Raw genomic sequence first — 16,958 nt, forward strand, 5'->3', positions numbered from 1 at the left:
AGTATGAAGGGTCAAACCGACCCTCTGGAATTTGTTATTCATTGGGGGGCTGAGGGTCCAGGCGCGCATCGAGTGCTAGGGTGTTATCGATAGTCACGGCCATGTTGGGCCGTAACTTGAATACCCCGCTGGTTACCACGGATTCGCCCTCTTCCAAGCCTGTAGTTACCGCGACATAGTCGCCTTTGGTCTCACCCAGGCGGATGATCTGCTGACGAAGCACTTTTGACTCTTCACCCGTGGTCTCATCTGTTTTCTTATCAATGACGAACACGGTATCGCCATAGGGTGCGTAGAGTACCGCAGTGGCCGGTATCGCAAGGACTTCATTAACCTGAGGCAGAAGTATCTCTATATTGGCGAACATGCCGGGACGCAACAATTCGCCCTCATTGATCAGGGTGGATCTGACCCGCACACTACGGGTGGCCTGGTCGATCTCAGGGTTCACCGCGATGATTTTGCCAGTGAAAGTCTTATCCGGGGCAGCATCGGTGTTGATTTGAACCTCATTGCCGACAGCTATGCTTGAGAAGCGCTGCTGCGGCAGAGAGAAGTCGGCATAGATAGGGTTGATGGTCTGTAGAGTCACCACCGGAGTGCCCTGCTCTATGATCTGTCCCAGGTTGACCTGGCGCAGACCCAGTTGGCCGGAGAAGGGGGCGAGCATGGTTTTCTTGGCGATGGTGGCACGAACATTCTCGACCTGAGCCGTAGTCTGCTTGAAGTTGGCTTCGGCAGTGTCCAAATCAGACTGAGATACGGTTTTATTGGCGCGCAAACCACGATTACGATCGAGGTTGATCTTGGCCAGTTTGGCGGCTGCTTCTGCGGAACGTAGCTGTGCCTCTTCGGCAGTGGTATCGAGGCGCAACAACAGCTCGCCAGCTTCGACCCGGTCGCCTGATTTAAAGTCGATTTCTATGATCTTGCCACCCAGCTCTGCACTCATGGTTACACCCTGTACAGCAACCAGAGATCCGGTAGAGGAGATTGAGTTGGGCCAGCTCTGTTTACTCACCTGATCGGCAGTAACCAATTCAGGCGGCATAACCATCTGCATTTCAGCCATCGCTTGAAATTGCTGCAGTTTTATTACTGTAGGGATACCAATTAGCATACCCAGTCCGATGATCGTCAGGGTCAATCTTTTCAGCATGAGGGCTCCATCTCAGTTGGTTCTGTATCGTTCCGGGGAATGTCTTCGCAAGAAGGCGTATTGGTGATAATTACAATCGTTGGCTGCATAAATACCAACCCCTTATATAATAAGTTGCTATGAGAGTTTAATCTATCATCTACGTCAAGTGCTGGATTGGTCAGACAGCCTGATTCTAGAAATGTGCCCGAAATAACCAGCAACGATAGGGAAGGCGACGCTTGAAATCCTCAGGAACAACCTGCTGGGTGATCTCTTCACATCCGGCTTTTTGACTGAGCTTGGGTGAAAGCTTGAAACCTTTACGATTGGTTGAAAAGATCAGTTCGCCACCTGGGTTGAGCAGGTTCATACAAGCGTCTATCAACTGTTCCTGATCGCGCTGAATATCGAGTGTATCGCTCATGCGCTTTGAATTAGAGAAACTTGGCGGGTCAAGTACGATCAGACCGAAACGCCGACGCTCCCTGTTGGCCCGCTCGAGATATTGGAAAGCATCCTCCCTGATCAGTTCATGGTTGTCGTCGTTAAATCCATTTAGCTTAAGATTTCGGCGGGTCCAGTCCTGATAGGTGTTGGATAGATCCACGCTGACTGTGGATAGTGCACCACCTGCGGCTGCATACACAGAAAAACTGCCGGTATAGGCGAACAGGTTAAGCATCCGTTTGCCGGCGCAGCGTTGCCGTACCAGGTTTCGGGTGTTTCTGTGGTCCAGAAACAGTCCTGTGTCGAGGTAGGTATAGAGTTCAACCTCGAACGCTAATCCTCCCTCCTTGACAACCATCGGTCTTCCGCTTGCACCAGTCTTCTCATATTGATTCAGGCCCCGCTGACGCTGACGTGTCTTTACCGCCAGATGGTGCAGTGGAATCTCCAATGTTTCACTGACGGCCTGAGTGATCTGTTGCTGCTGTTCATCACTAAGCGGTTCAAGACCTTTGCGGGCAAAAATCTGCAGATGGGCCTGGCCGTCATACCAGTCAATCGCCAGGGGGAACTCTGGGATATCCCGATCATAAATACGATAGCAGCTGACTTCCCGACGACGTGCCCACTTGCTCCAGTGGCGCTGATTTTTTCGTAACCGGTTTGTTAAGGCGTTTAAATCCATCAACGGCTGGGCAGGCGCCAGGCGCCGATGATCAGTGATAGCCACCCGGCCATAAATGCGATGCCGCCAATCGGGGTCAACATAGCCAGGCTGCGAACATCGGTGAGTGTCATTAGATAGAGGCTGCCGGAAAAAAGCAGGATGCCAGCCACGAATAGCCACCCTGACAGCATCAGTGCCCGCACTGGATGGTGGGGTATCAACAGGCCCACCCCAAGCAGAGCCAGGGTATGCAGGCCTTGATATAGAACCGCCTTTTGCCACCAGATCAGGTGTGAGGGGGGAACAGAGTGCTCCAGGGCATGGGCGCCAAAGGCCCCTAAAGCAACCAGCAGAAAGCCACTCATTGCAGCTAAGATTATAAAGCGTCTGGACATGCTACTCTTCCTCTTGCATCCGCTTCAATTCGTCCAGTATGCCCAGCACCATGGACTCTGTGCGGCTATCCATATCCTTGCACAGGATATCTGGATTACGCTCACCATTGATCATTGGCCGAATCACCGCAGCAAGCCGTGCCATAGGGCCGCCAGCCTGACTCATTTGATCTGCCATTTCAGCGATTATCTGCAGAGCCTGTGCGTTACCTGAGCCTGCTGCATCAATCATCGAGGCGAGACCTGGCGCAGCCTGGGCCGGATCAGGCTTGGCATTAGGATCGGGTAGGGTAGAGGGGTCTTGCAGGCCATGTAAGATCGCTTCAGCAATAACCTGATCCTCCTCATCAAGAGGATTGAGAAGTTCTACGTCCCGGCGCCCTTGATGGAAGATCTTTCTGATACAGTCCGTCAGCTCATTCCATCCGTTGTCATCAGCCAGCTTTATCAACTGTTCGAAATCATCCTGGCGATCGGGCTGTTGGCCGGTTATTACAACCTGATTGATAAATTGGGCATGTACCGCCAATATCTGATCCCGTTTGTTCATTGAGTCTGTTCCACAAAGCAAAGCGGAGAATCTACACTAATTCCAGAGACTCTGCTGCAATCTCCCTGACATCGGGATGGTTATCATTGAGCAGCCTGTTCAGCGTTGTTCGGGCCTTGGGCGAGTGGCTCATGCCGAGAAAATGTGCTGCATCGGCACGGATGTTCGCATGTTCAGACTGGCTGAGAGTGATCATCGTTGCCATGGCCAGTTCGAGTCGTGGGTCTCCTTCAAGCTGTTCAATCACAACCCCAACACCAATTCGCGCAGCCATCGGTGTCGAATCGATCAGAAGCAGTTCAAGTAGTTGTTTGAGGTTTTCTGGACACCTGTTGAGCCATTTGATCACTTTGTCTGGTCGTTGTGACTCGAGTAACTCGCTGAAATAGTCTGAAATTCCCTCGCCGGATGAGGCTCGGGTGACCCATTCATCCACCTCTTTTGGGGATAGGGCTCCATCCAGTTCGAAATGGCCGATTCGAGTCCATGGCACACCGCGTACATTCAGTTCATCTGCCAGCTCTGGTCTGTTGACGATATTGACAGATTCAAGACGGCCGATTCTGCCCTGTTTAAGGAGCTGATTCAGGCGCTCCAGCACCACCGGACAGTGATGGCAGCCGGTAGCAAGTAGAAAGAGTACGTCTGGTGCTTCCCTCTGGGGCATGGTTTTGGCTCAAAAAAGCGTAACTCTACCCGAAACCCCGCTTCAATTTCATATCAAAATGGCTTTTCAGCATAAATATATGGCTGATATTTAGCTGTAAGGTGGTCATAAATCAAAGGAAAATGGCAGGAATATTCAAAAATAAGCTTTCGCAGAACGTGATTTTGGTCTGATTTATCTATCTCCCATGGGATAGGTGAACGCATGTGGATATATCCAAAAAGAGTTTTCATAGAAAGACCATGATTACGTCATTGGTAATTTTGTTCGTATAAATAGGTAGTTAGTTATCTCAGTAAAATACTAGGTTTTACAGTGAGCTAGGTGAATAAGCGTATTTTATGTGCCCTCATTAAAAAATTGTTTGGCTAAAGCTCCTGCAAGGCATTAATGTTTGTCGCCCGATTCCGGATCGTGCGTGTGCGTGCGAAGGAGTGCCCGACAATGTGGTCTGGCTGAGTCGGGTTCGAATCATGGCCTTAGTCGGAATTAACGCAGGCCAAGAGAGAATTAAAAATGAACTACGCCGGAGATATCCGGTTGTGCTTCGAAGTCGCTGCAAAATGCCGCGGCTGAATCACTGCAGTGAAACCCTTAGGAGATTAACACCATGCCTACATTTGTGCGTACTGAGAAGTGCGATGGCTGTAAAGGCCAGGACAGGACAGCTTGCATGTACATCTGTCCTCATGACCTGATGAAGCTTGATAAAGACGGTTCTGAAACCGGTCATGCCATGAAGTCATTCAACCAGGAGCCTGAGCAGTGCTGGGAGTGCTATTCCTGCATTAAGATCTGTCCTCAGCAGGCTATCGAAGCTCGTCCTTACGCCGACATCGTACCTCTGGGTGCATCTGTACAGCCTCTGCGCGGTACCGACTCTATTATGTGGACCATCAAGTTCCGCAACGGCACTATGAAACGCTTCAAATTCCCAATTCGTACTACTCCTGAGGGTTCTATCGATCCTTACGGTGGTAAGGCTGCTGCGGAAATGGCGAAGATCGGCGAGCCCGGTTTCTTCAACCATAACGAGCAGAACGGCTACCGTGCCGGCGATCCAAGTGAGCTGATCCGCAAATAAGCGGGATTCAGTCTGATTATTTCAGGAATATAGATAATTCGAGGTATATGAAATGGCTGAATTCGGAAATCCGGAAGTCGTCCAAGAAGAGGTAGACATCCTCCTGATCGGCGGTGGCATGGCGTGTAGTGGTGCTGCTTATGAGATTGGTCCTTGGGTGCAAGCTGCTGGCGGCGACATCACAGTTAAACTGGTTGATAAAGCTGCAATGGACCGTTCTGGTGCTGTTGCACAGGGTCTGTCTGCGATCAACACCTACATCGGTTCAGAGCAGGATCCTGCTGACTACGCCCGTATGGTCTCCAACGATCTGATGGGTATCACCCGTGATGATCTGGCTTACGACCTGGGTCGTCATGTTGACGAATCTGTTCATCTGTTCGAAGAGTGGGGTCTGCCTATTTGGAAGACTGATGAGAACGGTGAGCGTCACGATGGTTCCAAAGGCATGCCTTTACTGAAAGACGGCGGCAAGCCCGTACGTTCTGGTAAATGGCAGATCATGATCAACGGTGAGTCCTACAAGTGGATCGTTGCTGAAGCAGCAAAGAAAGCACTGGGCATGGACAACATCGAAGAGCGTATCTTCATCGTTAAGCTGGTTAACGATAAGAATGACCCTAACCGCATCGCTGGTGCTGTTGGTTTCTCTGTTCGTGATCACAAACTGCTTGTCATCAAAGCAAAAGCTATCCTGCTTGCCGCTGGTGGTTGTGTAAACATCTTCCGTCCCCGCTCTGTGGGTGAGGGTCAGGGCCGTGCCTGGTACCCAGTATGGAATGCTGGTTCTACCTACGCGATGGCTGCTGAGGCCGGCGCTGAGCTGACCATGATGGAAAACCGCTTCGTACCTACCCGTTTCAAAGACGGTTACGGTCCTGTTGGCGCATGGTTCCTGCTGTTCAAATCAAAAGCCACCAACGCTTTTGGTGAAGTCTACATGGATCGCAATAAGGAGATGCTCGACGACTATCCTCCTTATGGCCAGGCTGCTGTTCCAGCATCCTGCCTGCGTAACCACTTGATGCTGAAAGAGATGAAGGAAGGTCGTGGTCCTATCTGGATGGACACCGTTACCGCTCTTGCTAACCTGCGTGAGACCCTGTCTCCTCGTGAGGTTAAGCATCTGGAAGCAGAAGCATGGGAAGATTTCCTCGACATGTGTATCGGTCAGTGCGGTATCTGGGCTGGTGAGAACATCGAGCCTGAGAAGAAAAACTCTGAGCTGATGCCTACCGAACCTTACCTGCTGGGCTCTCACTCTGGCTGCTGCGGCATCTGGACCTCTGGTCCTGAAGATGTTGGTGCACCTACTGAAGAGACTGAAGCTGGCGTACCTGAGCATCTGCCTAAAGGCTGGAACTGGGGCTACCGTGGTATGACCACTGTTTCCGGTCTGTTCACCGCTGGTGACGGCGTGGGCGCTTCTGGCCACAAATTCTCTTCCGGTTCACACGCTGAAGGCCGTATGGCTGCTAAAGCGATGGTAAAATACGTCATGGACAACAAGGATTTCACTCCTGAGTTGGACACCGATGTTGATACCCTGATCGAAGAGATCTACCGTCCAGTGCGCAACTACCTTGAGCACAAAGACTACTCAACTGCGATCGATGTTAATCCTAACTACATCACTCCTCGTATGTTGCAGTTCCGTCTGCAGAAGGTTATGGATGAGTATGTTGCCGGTGTTGCTACCTACTACACCACCAACGAGCACATGCTCGACCTGGCTGAGCAGAAGTTGGAAATGCTGAAAGAAGATGCATTGAAGATGCGTGCTAAAGACCTCCACGAACTACTTCGTGCGTGGGAAAACTATCACCGCATCCTGACTGCTGAAGCTCACATGAAACACATTCAGTTCCGTCAAGAGTCTCGTTATCCTGGTTTCTACTACCGCATGGATAAGAACTTTGTCGACGAAGAGAACTGGAAGTGCTTCGTGAACTCTGTCTATGACAAAGAGGCTAAGACCTATAAGTGCTTCAAGCGCGCTCATGTCGACATCGTCGACAAGTCTAAGCTGTTCAAGTAAGACAGCTATAGGCCATAGGGCTTAGAAAAGTCCGGACGTCCTTGCGGCGTTCGGGCTTTTTCTGTCTTAGGACAGTTGCCTGCAAAGCCGGTGAATTCTTGGGGCTTTGCTACTATTTGCAAAATATTGATAAAAAATAGTTGTCAGTATTTACTACGACCGGATTAATACTCCGGATTTGTGTTATTGCCCGCTGTTCCCGGGCTTTTCACAGCTAGACTCGCGCTACTCCCCCGGTGGAGGTAAAACGCGAACCAGCCGATTCCATATCGGAGGCCAATAATGAGTGAAAAATTCGATATTCCCTTTAAAAGCAGTTTTGTTCCGTCGGTTCTTGAGCCAGGTGCAAGTATCAAGTTCAACTGCCACAAGGGGATCTCCTGCTTTAATGCGTGTTGTAAACACGCTGATATTCAGTTGACGCCCTACGATATTTTGCGGCTGAAGGACAATCTGGGCATCAGTGCCACCGAATTCCTGAAAAACAACACAGTTCCCTATGAAATGGACAAAGATGGGGTTCCTGGCGTCAAATTACGTACCGACGATGATGGCGCCTGCAAGTTTGTTACAGAAGAGGGTTGCAGTGTCTACAAAGACCGGCCAACCGCTTGTCGCTACTACCCGATTGGTCATATGGCGATGAAAGAAGCGGGTGCCACTGAAGATGAAGCACGCTACTTCCTGATCAAGGAAGACCACTGCAAAGGCCACGAAGAGGATCGCGAGGTCTCCGTGCATGACTACCGCAAAGAGCAGGAAGTCGAACTCTACGACCAGATCAATCGGGAGTGGCTGCAGCTGATGTTGAAGAAGAAATCGGCCGGTCCTGCTATTGGCCGTCCTTCAGATACCAGCCTGCAGTTCTTTTTCATGTGCTCCTATGATGTCGATCGACTGCGCCGGTTTGTACTCGCCGACTCTTTCAAGGCCTCCTATGACATGGAAGATACATTCTATGAAACGGTTGAAAAAGAGGATCTGGCACTGATGCAGTTTGGCGTCAGACTACTGAAGCAGGTGCTTTTCGGAGATGTGACTATTCCAGTCAAGAATAATGCCACTGAGAAGCGAATCGAAGAGCGTAAAGATATCCTGGAGATGCGCAGAAAAGCGGAAATCGAGCTGCATAAGCAGAAGCAGGAGCAGCAGATGAAGGATGCGCTATCCTGACAGTCAACGTAGGGTGCGGCCCTGCCGCACCTTATACTGTGCCAACGGTGCGAAAGGGCCTGCCATTCCCTGCGAGCCACGCCTTGATCTGACGTATTGGGGCGGCTCTGAATGGTACAGAATCTATGACGAGGTACACTAGATCTTTTCCTGCACTCATTCACCCTGTAGCTGATCTGTTTTCGCTGCCATGATGAAATCATTGCGATGCAGGCCTTTGATCTTGTGTGACCACCAGGTTACTGTGGTTTTCCCCCACTCAGTCAACAGTGCGGGGTGGTGGCCTTCATCTTCGGCCAGTTTTCCAACCTCGTTGGTAAAATCCAAAGCTGCAACGAAGGTTTTGAAAGCATAGCTTTTTTCGAGCTGCATAATGCCGTCCCGAACCTCGATATTCCAATCCGGAATGGCCCGAATTAGCTCAGAGAGCTCCTCATCACTGACTTTTGGTGCATCAGCGCGACACGCCTCACACTTTTGCTGTGTTAAGGTTTCCATCGGAATATTTCCTCTCATGGTTTATGTCGGATATAGTTTAGTTACGAGTCCTAGGTCAAAACCTCGGGCCGATATAAGGATTATCATGTAGTTCGCTGAAATAGCATACATAGAAACAACAGGGGAAAAGGTTGGCGCCGTGACTGGAACAGCAACTAAAAAAGCGCTCATCGTAGATGACTCGAAAACAGCACGTCAGGTACTTTCGGGTAAACTCAAAAAGTTTGGCATCACCGTAGACACGAGAGAGTCTGCTGCAGCTGCTATCGACTATCTCTACGAAAATGCTCCCGACGCCATATTTATGGATTTTGAGATGCCGGGTATGGATGGATTTCAGGCACTGAAAGTCATTAAATCCAACCCTAATACTGCGGTTATACCGGTAATGATGTATACCTCAAAAGCTGGTGGTCTTGAATTGAGCCAGGCCCGTGCACTTGGCGCTATCGGTGTGCTTCCCAAGCAGCTCGAATCCCAGGATTTTGAAGGTGTGCTTAACTCCCTGCATCTAATGCCAGAGCAGGAATCCCTGGTCCATGGTTTCAAAAATGAAGGCATGGAAACCGTCCGACAAGTATATCGTCCAGACAATGTTCACCCTATTTCAGAGCATGAACGTCACAAGCCAGCCATCGTTGAAACAGTCAGTATGCCGCTGGATGACTTCCAGGAGAGCCTCTCTGCGCAGGAGTCGTTGAAACGATTCTTGCGTAAAGAGCAGAATATGGCCGAAGAGCGATTGCAAACGCAGCTGGATAAACGATTTGCTGAGTTACGCGGCGAAATGTATGAGCTTGAAGCCTTGCAGGAGGAGCAGAACGCTGGTGGATGGAGAACCTTTGTTATAGGCATGCTTGGTGGTGTCGTTGCTCTGGCAGGTATAACCCTGGGTTACTTCGCCATGGATGGTTCAGAGTCGATAGCTATGGGCAAGGCTCAATCTGAGCAAGAGGGGGAGCTTATGGCAATGCTCTCAGATCAAAATGAGCAGATTGAGCTTTTGACTCAACAGTTGAATGCAACTGCGGAGAACCAGGCAGGCGAGATAGAAACGGCGTTGCCATTGAAACTTATCGAGTGGGCTGCAAATCAGAGCACAGAGTTTAGCTATGGCGAACAGCCTTTCAATGACGAAAAAGCACTCTGGTTGTCAGAACTGGTTGCTCAACTTAAAGATTCAGGATTCAGGGGAACCATTGAGTTGCGGGCAAATCATGGTAATTTTTGTCTGCAAAAGGGAGTCTCGGATGGTCTAAAGTTAGCCGAAAAGGATATGGATATAAATAATTGCCAGTTTGCCGTTGACCATCGAGGTAGCAACGACTGGTTGAACGATCAGTCTGTTGCATTTGCCAACTATATCAATGTTGAGTTAGCCAGAAGTGGCGGTGAGTTAGAGATTATTCTGTTCAGCAATGGTTTTGATGAGCCACTGATGCCCTATCCCTCACTGTATGAGGTCAATAATGCGGGGGATTGGAATGTTGTTGCTGCTCAGAATCAACGTGTGCAGGTAAATCTCTATAGCAATTAGTCAGAAGCACCACACTAGTACATTGTATTTCCGTTTTTTGACTCTGCAGGTATGGCTTGAATAGAGTCCCAATGCTCGACAATTTTTCCAACATCATCAAAGCGAAAGAAGTCCATTGTCACGTATTGCTCTTCACCCGGCCATATCTGAAGGGTATGCAGTGCTACTAAATCACCCTGAGCAATGGCCCTGATAAACTCAATGCTCTTATCAGGATAGTCTCTGGCCATTTCATCAAAATAATCTATGAATGCCTGTTTTCCTTCACCAACCAGTGGGTTGTGTTGAATATATTCATCACCAACAAAAAGTTCTACTGCCTTGGCTGGGTTGCCCATATAGGCAGTTCTATAAAAGTTTATAGCATTGCTTTTATTAATCGCTAAATTATTAACCATTGTGTAGTCTGCCGAAAAATATAACGAGGTTAATGTGGTTTTCTAGTAGTGATGAAAAGAGTGGATTAGGGTTATTTTTTTAAATAATAGCCAATTATTAAGCATTGACCATATTTTGATTGAAGTCGGATCTATTGTTAAGTTGATGCCAAATTATTGTTACAAGAGTTTTTTCCACTAAGTTTGCGCGAAACCTCTGAAAATGACCTGCGCAAAAAAAAGGCAAGCCAAAAAGGCCTGCCTTTCTTATAGAAATCAACGGTTGTTAAACCGGTACGATATTCTCGGCCTGAGGTCCCTTTTGGCCCTGAGTTACAGAGAATTCAACAGCCTGTCCTTCAACAAGAGTTTTGAAGCCAGAGCCTGTAATTGCACTGAAATGTGCGAAAACATCTGGGCCAGATTGTTGCTCGATAAAACCGAAACCTTTTGATTCATTGAACCATTTTACGGTGCCAGTAATTGTATTAGACATATAATATTATCCTGTAGAATAAATAAAAGTGTACCTACTTGTAGGTATGTATAGCGGAAATAAAGACTGGAATTTAAAACTGCAGGACGAAGTATTACGAGAATGCATCGGATGGAGATTATAAATAGAGACTTACTTTCTTGCTGTCGACAACGTATAGCAAACGGAGGTTGATGTCAAATCGAAAGAAAATTTAGAGTAAGAGGGATATGTGAGGTATATATAGATTTTAAAGGAACATATTTTATTCGAGGTTGTATATATATTAGACTAGCTAAATTGTTGATTTTAATGATGCTTTTAATGTAGTAAAACCAGCTTTAAAAGATGTGATAAATCCACTTATTCTTCGATAGTTGCTTTTTTAACGCGTATTTTTTGGTCATGTATTTCAGTGGCATTCAGTTTTTTGATTGCTGCTTTAGCTTCTCCAGCACGGGGCATTTCAACAAAACCAAAGCCTTTTGATGCTCCTGTTTTCTTATCCTGTATGATCGTACAGGATTGTACTGAGCCACACTCTTTGAACAAGGGTAGTAGTTCCGCTTCAGTCAGATCCCTTGGTAAATTCCGCACAATGATTTTCATTTTCTATCTATAGCCTAAGGTATTAGTCGAGATTTTTAATCCGAGAGCAGTGGGTGATCTTTTGGTAGCTGCTTTGAGTACCAAATTGCCAATTTGTGTTTCACTGCTTGTTGAGAGACTTGGTCTTCTGGAAGTGCTTGAACGATTTTGTCGTGAACCAGTAATCTATAGATATATAGCATCTTTTCACTTGCTGAATCAGTAGGTTCGAAAACCGCAGCACCACGTTTTTCGGCATATCTTATACCAAAAAGAAGGGCTTCTTTGGCTAATTCAGCTTCATGTTTTAGCTTTTTCATGTTTTGTTCTTCTCTTCAGGGTCTTCCTCTATACATTAACAGCACTACAGATTATTGACCACTTATTGGGCGTTTGAATAGATTATTGATCTCCTCATCTGTAGTGAAATTTATAATAGAATTACTGTCAGTTTGAAAAAATGAGTTGGTAGGCAGAGCTCTCTGATATCGTACTACTGGTGCGAGAGATAAGGCCAGGATCAAGGGAGTGTGATCTCAGATACTATAAAGAACTTCTCGTTGATCGGTTATCTCGTTGTTATCGACATACATTAATTGGTGATCAATCAAAATTTTATATGCCAGGTTAACCTCTTTTGCAGAGAGGATTTCAAAAGCATTGATTGACTCCGGCCATGACCGCGTCCATCGTAGTGAAGTTTGTCCTGCAGGTTTAAAGGTCGCTATATCAAGTAGGCTTTTTAGCTGTTCCAAGCTTTTTGAGCCTAGCCAGTTGAGCAGGGGGGGAAGCATACGCCTTGGTTCATTCTCTATATATCCGAAATCGAAGATAGATACTAATTCAGGATAACGAGCAGCCAACATACGAAACATATGTTGTATCAAAGCAATGGCCAAGATTTTCATCTGCACGCGACGTTGACGACCTGAAGGGAGGCGCTGTATCAATTTATAGGCATGCAGAACTGAACGAAGGTCGTGAGATAGAAAGCGCTGTAGAAACTGTGACTCCATGACAGCTTCACTTTCCAAATCGAGGTAAGGGGTATCTATTCCCTCCCGGGAAAAGAGCTGTTCAGCAAGTATCACCGGATCGCTAACATAGAACAGAGTATGACATTTTAGCTCTCGTATTAAGGCTTCTGTAGCAAGTAAGCCGTGGCTCTCTTTAAGAATGAGTAGAGGGTTACGAGACGTTTTATTCTCCATTAAAATTTCAGTGTAGTTGGTTTCTTTTAGATTCCTTTCAGCATAAATCCGATAGATGCGGTTTAACGGGTGGTCTGTTGATAGTTCTTTCTGATAAGGGATGGCCAGACGGTCACCTTGATTAGATAGGATAAGTTTGGGTTCAAACTTTTTCAGCGGATGGTGGATTTGCTGACTGTCGGGTAGTGCTTGTGACAAAAGCTGCGTCAAATGATTGATACCAGGACCATTAACACCTGTGATCAAGTTAATGTCTCCACCATTTCCCATGTAGCCTGCATGAGGCATATATTTTTGGTTGATGCGTTTTTTCCACATCAACTGACTGAAAAACATGCGTTTATTTTGTCTGGGAATCTTCTTCATCAGGGATCTCAATGGCTGCCGCATCGTCCCTGAACGTACGAAAATGGAAAATACACTTATAAGTAATAACTTATGGAACAGATAGGTGATGTGAAATTGGTCGCAATTTACCACTGCGCCCATATCATTAGCCAGGTGCTGAAAGGGGATAATCATTGCCTGCACCCCAAGGACACTTCCTGCGGGGCGCGAGCCGTGCCTTGATCAAGTGCAGGCTTGAAACCCTGAAGACGACATACTTAGTCGTCGGGTTAATCGAATGCCCTTGCTCTGTGTTGTGGCTCTTGAGAAGGGAGCAACCTGTTCTGGGAGCCACGCCTCGAGAGACGCTTTTCTGGCACAGCAGCGCGTATTGGGTTAGTGTTAACAGGCTCTAGGCTTTATACATCATGCAGTTTTGCACATGGTTATCAAGCTTTTGATTAAACCAGGCTAAAGTTTCAGTACGCTTGCCTTTGGTGGGGTTTGGGTCATTGATGAATACATTTCCTTTATCGACACCGGTCAAAACGACAATGTGTGGTACTCCATCCCATCGCCCAGCACACCATATCGGACCATTATTTCTAAGAAATATTTCCAGTTGTTGTTCAGTTAGATTGGAAGCTGGTGATTTTATTGAGACCAGACCTTCAACTTGAGCAAGTTTTATAAAGTCATTTAAGTTAACGCCATTATTAGCCTTCCATTTTTCTGGTAGGCCTAAGCGAGGCCCTGCTTCACGATAATAGGCGACCATACAAACAGATGCATACCAGCAAGACATATTTGTTAGCTGCTTGACGAGGGGGACATTGAGTTTTATTCCCATCTGATTTGCTCCAGTGATTAAGTGTGTGCTTTTAGTGATGCGTATAATGTGACTATTCAGATATTGATGGTGTGTTAGGTTTATTAAGATCAAGTCAGGTTATTGTTTTATTCATAGTGCTTATCTAGTTTTAGTCTAACTTAGTATATTTGCAATTTATGTGTACTATTCACGATTGATTATTTAGCCTGCCCCCTTGTCTTTGGATAAAAACAGCAGTTAAATAAACAGTTGATCAGTTAAAACAAATGAGTAGACAAAGCCATGAACAATAAAATGATAGGAATTGATAAATTCACATTAATAGGCGTGATATTAGCTACTTTTCTCTACGGCTGTGGTGGATCGACAGGTGGAACGAAAGCAGAGGACAGTAGTACTAAGCAGGCTGTTACAGTAAGTAAATCAACCAGCACCTCTGCTGTCAGTGTATCCAAACGTATCGCCTATGCTGCAGGCTCCGGTGTGCCAGATAAAGTCAAAGCGGAGTGCGTGATAGACACTCAACTACCTGAATATATAGGATCATTTGCCAGTGCTAGCGACATAACGGTAGTCAAGAAAGATGGTGCTGTCAGTAGTAAGGATAAGGGGCGGGTCTTGGCTTTAGAGATCAGCAATGTGATTGGTTCAGGTGGTGGTGCCTGGAGTGGGTCAAAATCAGTTGCTGTTACTGGAGAGCTTTTTGAGAACGGTAAGAAGATTGGTAGTTTTAATGGTCGCCGCAGTTCTGGAGGTGGGATGTTTGGTGCATACAAGGGAACCTGCTCTATTCTGGATCGTTGTGTGAAGGCTTTGGGTAAAGATATTGCAATTTGGCTTATCGATCCATCAATGGATGACCGTATCGGAGAACTTTAATAACTTTTCCTGGTAATACGGTAAGTACAAAACAGCCCGCCCTGTAGGTGGGCTGTTTTGTTTCAATGATATGACCAATTGCGTATAAGAGCGATTCAAATAGTATATAAAATCACTGCTGTAAGGAACTTGCCGTTACTGCGCAAGCAGCTATAAATGCATCTTTCCTCAACGGGAGAGGGTGCGCGTTAACCATTTGATAGATTGAAAAGTAGTCCGCACTAGCCAATCAATTCTTGCGATTACGATAAATGATGCAAATGAATGCTTCCTCTCCCACAGGAATGTGTTGTAAAAGCAAGCTGTGAATATTTCAAAGCAGACCTTGAGCGCAAGAGAACGCAAGTTTTTGTGTGTTTAAGCCCTTGATGGTGGGGCATGGCCCCACCCTACGGCTGCCCCATTAAATTTGATGATTAATGTGTGCTTTCCTCTGGGTGTTTTAGAGCTGATGGAGCAGCAGTGAAGTATAATTTCTAGTATTCAGGTGAGCTGGAAGTTCGGCCTGTTTACACTAATCCTGTTCTTAATGAGTCGGCGCTTAATTTGACTCATGCCTCGATATCTCAAGTGAAGTATCAAGAAGCTCTATTATTGTTTAGGTAAGCAAAGCTTTTTTAGGGCATTACCTGGTATCAGATATCAGTGTCAATCACGGAACCTATTGGTAAAGGCGCCTTTCAAGCGCTGCCCCCAGCTCTTGGGAGGTTGGCGCTCGTTGGTTGTTGATGCTTCATCAGTAGCGGCTACTGTTTCGCTATTTGTCTCCTCGTTAACGACTGCTGCTTTCTCACTATTCGGTATTTTAGCGGCTATTTTGACAGAGTCGTCCGGGGCATGTTTCGCTGGTGTGGAGGAGGTACCTGGAATTCTGTAGTTGTCCTTTAAAATCTCGACTGCACCGGGTAAATCAGCAATCCAGTCGATAAATCGTTTGGATGTTTCACGATCGGGAAAAATGGCCCCATGCTGGGGAACAATTCGCTCTATATCCAGCTCTCTAACCATCTTGGCCCAACACTGATTGGCTTGAGCGGATGGCATATATCGAAGGTGGAAGCCCTCCATGTAGGCAATATGGGCCTCAAAATCTGTTACCACACTATAGTCCAGTCCAATCGATGCGCCTAAATCACCAGAGAAGAGTGTTTTTGATGCAGGATCATAGACTTGAAAATTCCCTGCTGAGTGGAGGAAGTGTGCGGGTAGGATAATCAATTCGGTATTACCTAGCTGCAGGCGCATGCCTTCATCCGGTATGCCGTGCAGGCGAGGTAGCAGCAGCTCATCAATACCAAAGTGAGGAATGAATCGTACCCAGAGTTTGGAGATAAGTGCGTCTGCCTCTGTCAACATCAGCCAGGCATTCGCTGCAGCGATAATGTCAGGATCCTGATGTGAAAAAAACAGGTATTTCAAGTTGCTGATCGGTATCAATGAAGAGACTTCATTAATTACCTCGTAGTGTACCTTGTGTCCACCTGGGTCAAGTAAAATAGCTTCATTACCATTTCTGATAACAACTTGATTAGTTGGTACCATCTCACCCTGTCCAAAGCCTTCCAGCAGGATATAGGAGTGTCCATCTTTATCGAAGAGATTGGTTGAGCCCATGCATCTCTCCCTGATCAGTTTGAGACAAGCGCTACAATTTTCTCAACTGCCTTAGGACCTTCCAGTCGAATTAGACCCAGATTTGCTCTGCGAGGTGCACGTAAAGCTAGTGTGGCGGCATTTCCAGCCATATAGATGACCAGTGTTTCACTACTGCCTTCTATAAGGATGTCGTGCATATCACCAAGATCTGCTGTCTTTGTGATCCGGCTACCTAGCCCTACAGCGGATGCACCCATGGCGGCGATTCGAGCAGCTTCCTCTTCGGGGAAATCCGTCGCTATTGAAAGACCATCTATTGATGAAATCATTACGCCTGTTATATCGGGTACATTTTCTCTTAATTGTTGAATGACTCCCGCAAAATCTTCCTGTTTTCCCATTTAAATTCTTCCTTTTAATATGTATCTTTGATGATCAGTGTGATTTTTGTTTGATGTGTCCGGTTTTATAGATTA

At 46.8% G+C, this 16,958-nt stretch carries 19 protein-coding genes; 5 read left to right on the forward strand and 14 right to left on the reverse strand.

The features are described 5' to 3' along the window. Positions 1-34: 34 nt before the first annotated feature. From AC4IE7_RS21670 to AC4IE7_RS21690, 5 genes are all read right to left on the reverse strand, one after another. Complete coding sequence (locus tag AC4IE7_RS21670; RefSeq protein WP_490778970.1) at positions 35-1,159, reverse strand: efflux RND transporter periplasmic adaptor subunit; 1,125 nt, start codon at positions 1,157-1,159, stop codon at positions 35-37. Between the two features lie 175 nt (positions 1,160-1,334). Beyond that, positions 1,335-2,273 (reverse strand): class I SAM-dependent methyltransferase, encoded by a 939-nt coding sequence (locus tag AC4IE7_RS21675; RefSeq protein ID WP_490778971.1) that lies wholly within the window; start codon positions 2,271-2,273, stop codon positions 1,335-1,337. Next, a complete protein-coding gene (locus tag AC4IE7_RS21680) occupies positions 2,273-2,650 on the reverse strand; it encodes a DUF423 domain-containing protein (protein WP_490778972.1) in 378 nt (125 codons plus the stop codon). Before AC4IE7_RS21680 ends, AC4IE7_RS21675 begins: the two co-directional genes overlap by 1 nt. Position 2,651: 1 nt before the next feature. After that, complete coding sequence (locus AC4IE7_RS21685) at positions 2,652-3,200, reverse strand: hypothetical protein (RefSeq protein ID WP_490778973.1); 549 nt, start codon at positions 3,198-3,200, stop codon at positions 2,652-2,654. Between the two features lie 31 nt (positions 3,201-3,231). After that, on the reverse strand, positions 3,232-3,867 hold the full coding sequence (locus tag AC4IE7_RS21690; protein ID WP_490778974.1) for a HEAT repeat domain-containing protein: 636 nt from the start codon (positions 3,865-3,867) through the stop codon (positions 3,232-3,234). A gap of 610 nt (positions 3,868-4,477) precedes the next feature. On the opposite strand from AC4IE7_RS21690, the gene aprB reads away from it, so the two are divergent. The 3 genes from aprB (at position 4,478) to AC4IE7_RS21705 (ending at position 8,162) form a co-directional block, all read left to right on the forward strand. Beyond that, positions 4,478-4,951: an adenylyl-sulfate reductase subunit beta gene (gene aprB / locus AC4IE7_RS21695; RefSeq protein ID WP_490778975.1), complete on the forward strand. Its 474-nt coding sequence runs from the start codon at positions 4,478-4,480 to the stop codon at positions 4,949-4,951. A gap of 52 nt (positions 4,952-5,003) precedes the next feature. After that, positions 5,004-6,989 (forward strand): adenylyl-sulfate reductase subunit alpha, encoded by a 1,986-nt coding sequence (aprA, locus tag AC4IE7_RS21700; RefSeq protein WP_490778976.1) that lies wholly within the window; start codon positions 5,004-5,006, stop codon positions 6,987-6,989. Between the two features lie 282 nt (positions 6,990-7,271). Beyond that, positions 7,272-8,162, forward strand: coding sequence for a YkgJ family cysteine cluster protein (locus AC4IE7_RS21705; protein ID WP_490778977.1), 891 nt, complete (start codon positions 7,272-7,274; stop codon positions 8,160-8,162). 156 nt (positions 8,163-8,318) lie between these two features. Here the strand turns inward: AC4IE7_RS21705 and AC4IE7_RS21710 are convergent, their stop codons facing one another. Further along, the gene (locus AC4IE7_RS21710) at positions 8,319-8,660 is read right to left on the reverse strand and encodes a 4a-hydroxytetrahydrobiopterin dehydratase (protein WP_490778978.1); all 342 of its coding nucleotides are present in this window, start codon (positions 8,658-8,660) and stop codon (positions 8,319-8,321) included. A 139-nt stretch (positions 8,661-8,799) separates the two neighbouring features. Here AC4IE7_RS21710 and AC4IE7_RS21715 point away from each other — a divergent pair, with 139 nt between their 5' ends. Next, a complete protein-coding gene (locus AC4IE7_RS21715; protein WP_490778979.1) occupies positions 8,800-10,197 on the forward strand; it encodes a response regulator in 1,398 nt (465 codons plus the stop codon). A gap of 14 nt (positions 10,198-10,211) precedes the next feature. On the opposite strand, the gene AC4IE7_RS21720 is transcribed toward AC4IE7_RS21715, so the two are convergent. The 6 genes from AC4IE7_RS21720 to AC4IE7_RS21745 form a co-directional block, all read right to left on the reverse strand. Next, a complete protein-coding gene (locus AC4IE7_RS21720) occupies positions 10,212-10,595 on the reverse strand; it encodes a nuclear transport factor 2 family protein (protein ID WP_490778980.1) in 384 nt (127 codons plus the stop codon). A 265-nt stretch (positions 10,596-10,860) separates the two neighbouring features. Beyond that, on the reverse strand, positions 10,861-11,070 hold the full coding sequence (locus tag AC4IE7_RS21725; RefSeq protein WP_490778981.1) for a cold-shock protein: 210 nt from the start codon (positions 11,068-11,070) through the stop codon (positions 10,861-10,863). 342 nt (positions 11,071-11,412) lie between these two features. Beyond that, a complete protein-coding gene (locus AC4IE7_RS21730; protein ID WP_490778982.1) occupies positions 11,413-11,658 on the reverse strand; it encodes an RNA recognition motif domain-containing protein in 246 nt (81 codons plus the stop codon). Positions 11,659-11,693: 35 nt separating this feature from the next. Continuing rightward, positions 11,694-11,957, reverse strand: a complete 264-nt coding sequence (locus tag AC4IE7_RS21735) for a DUF5062 family protein (RefSeq protein WP_490778983.1) — start codon at positions 11,955-11,957, stop codon at positions 11,694-11,696. Between the two features lie 216 nt (positions 11,958-12,173). Continuing rightward, a complete protein-coding gene (locus AC4IE7_RS21740; protein ID WP_490778984.1) occupies positions 12,174-13,214 on the reverse strand; it encodes a hypothetical protein in 1,041 nt (346 codons plus the stop codon). Positions 13,215-13,587: 373 nt separating this feature from the next. Beyond that, a complete protein-coding gene (locus tag AC4IE7_RS21745; protein WP_490778985.1) occupies positions 13,588-14,025 on the reverse strand; it encodes a papain-like cysteine protease family protein in 438 nt (145 codons plus the stop codon). A 264-nt stretch (positions 14,026-14,289) separates the two neighbouring features. Between AC4IE7_RS21745 and AC4IE7_RS21750 the strand changes: the two genes are divergently transcribed. After that, positions 14,290-14,886: a hypothetical protein gene (locus tag AC4IE7_RS21750; protein ID WP_490778986.1), complete on the forward strand. Its 597-nt coding sequence runs from the start codon at positions 14,290-14,292 to the stop codon at positions 14,884-14,886. Positions 14,887-15,534: 648 nt separating this feature from the next. On the opposite strand, the gene AC4IE7_RS21755 is transcribed toward AC4IE7_RS21750, so the two are convergent. Then, a complete protein-coding gene (locus AC4IE7_RS21755; RefSeq protein WP_490778987.1) occupies positions 15,535-16,500 on the reverse strand; it encodes an oxygen-binding di-iron domain-containing protein in 966 nt (321 codons plus the stop codon). A 14-nt stretch (positions 16,501-16,514) separates the two neighbouring features. Next, complete coding sequence (locus AC4IE7_RS21760) at positions 16,515-16,883, reverse strand: roadblock/LC7 domain-containing protein (protein WP_490778988.1); 369 nt, start codon at positions 16,881-16,883, stop codon at positions 16,515-16,517. Positions 16,884-16,958 lie beyond the last annotated feature (75 nt).

Source organism: Candidatus Thiodiazotropha sp. AKAK3, from assembly GCF_058244645.1.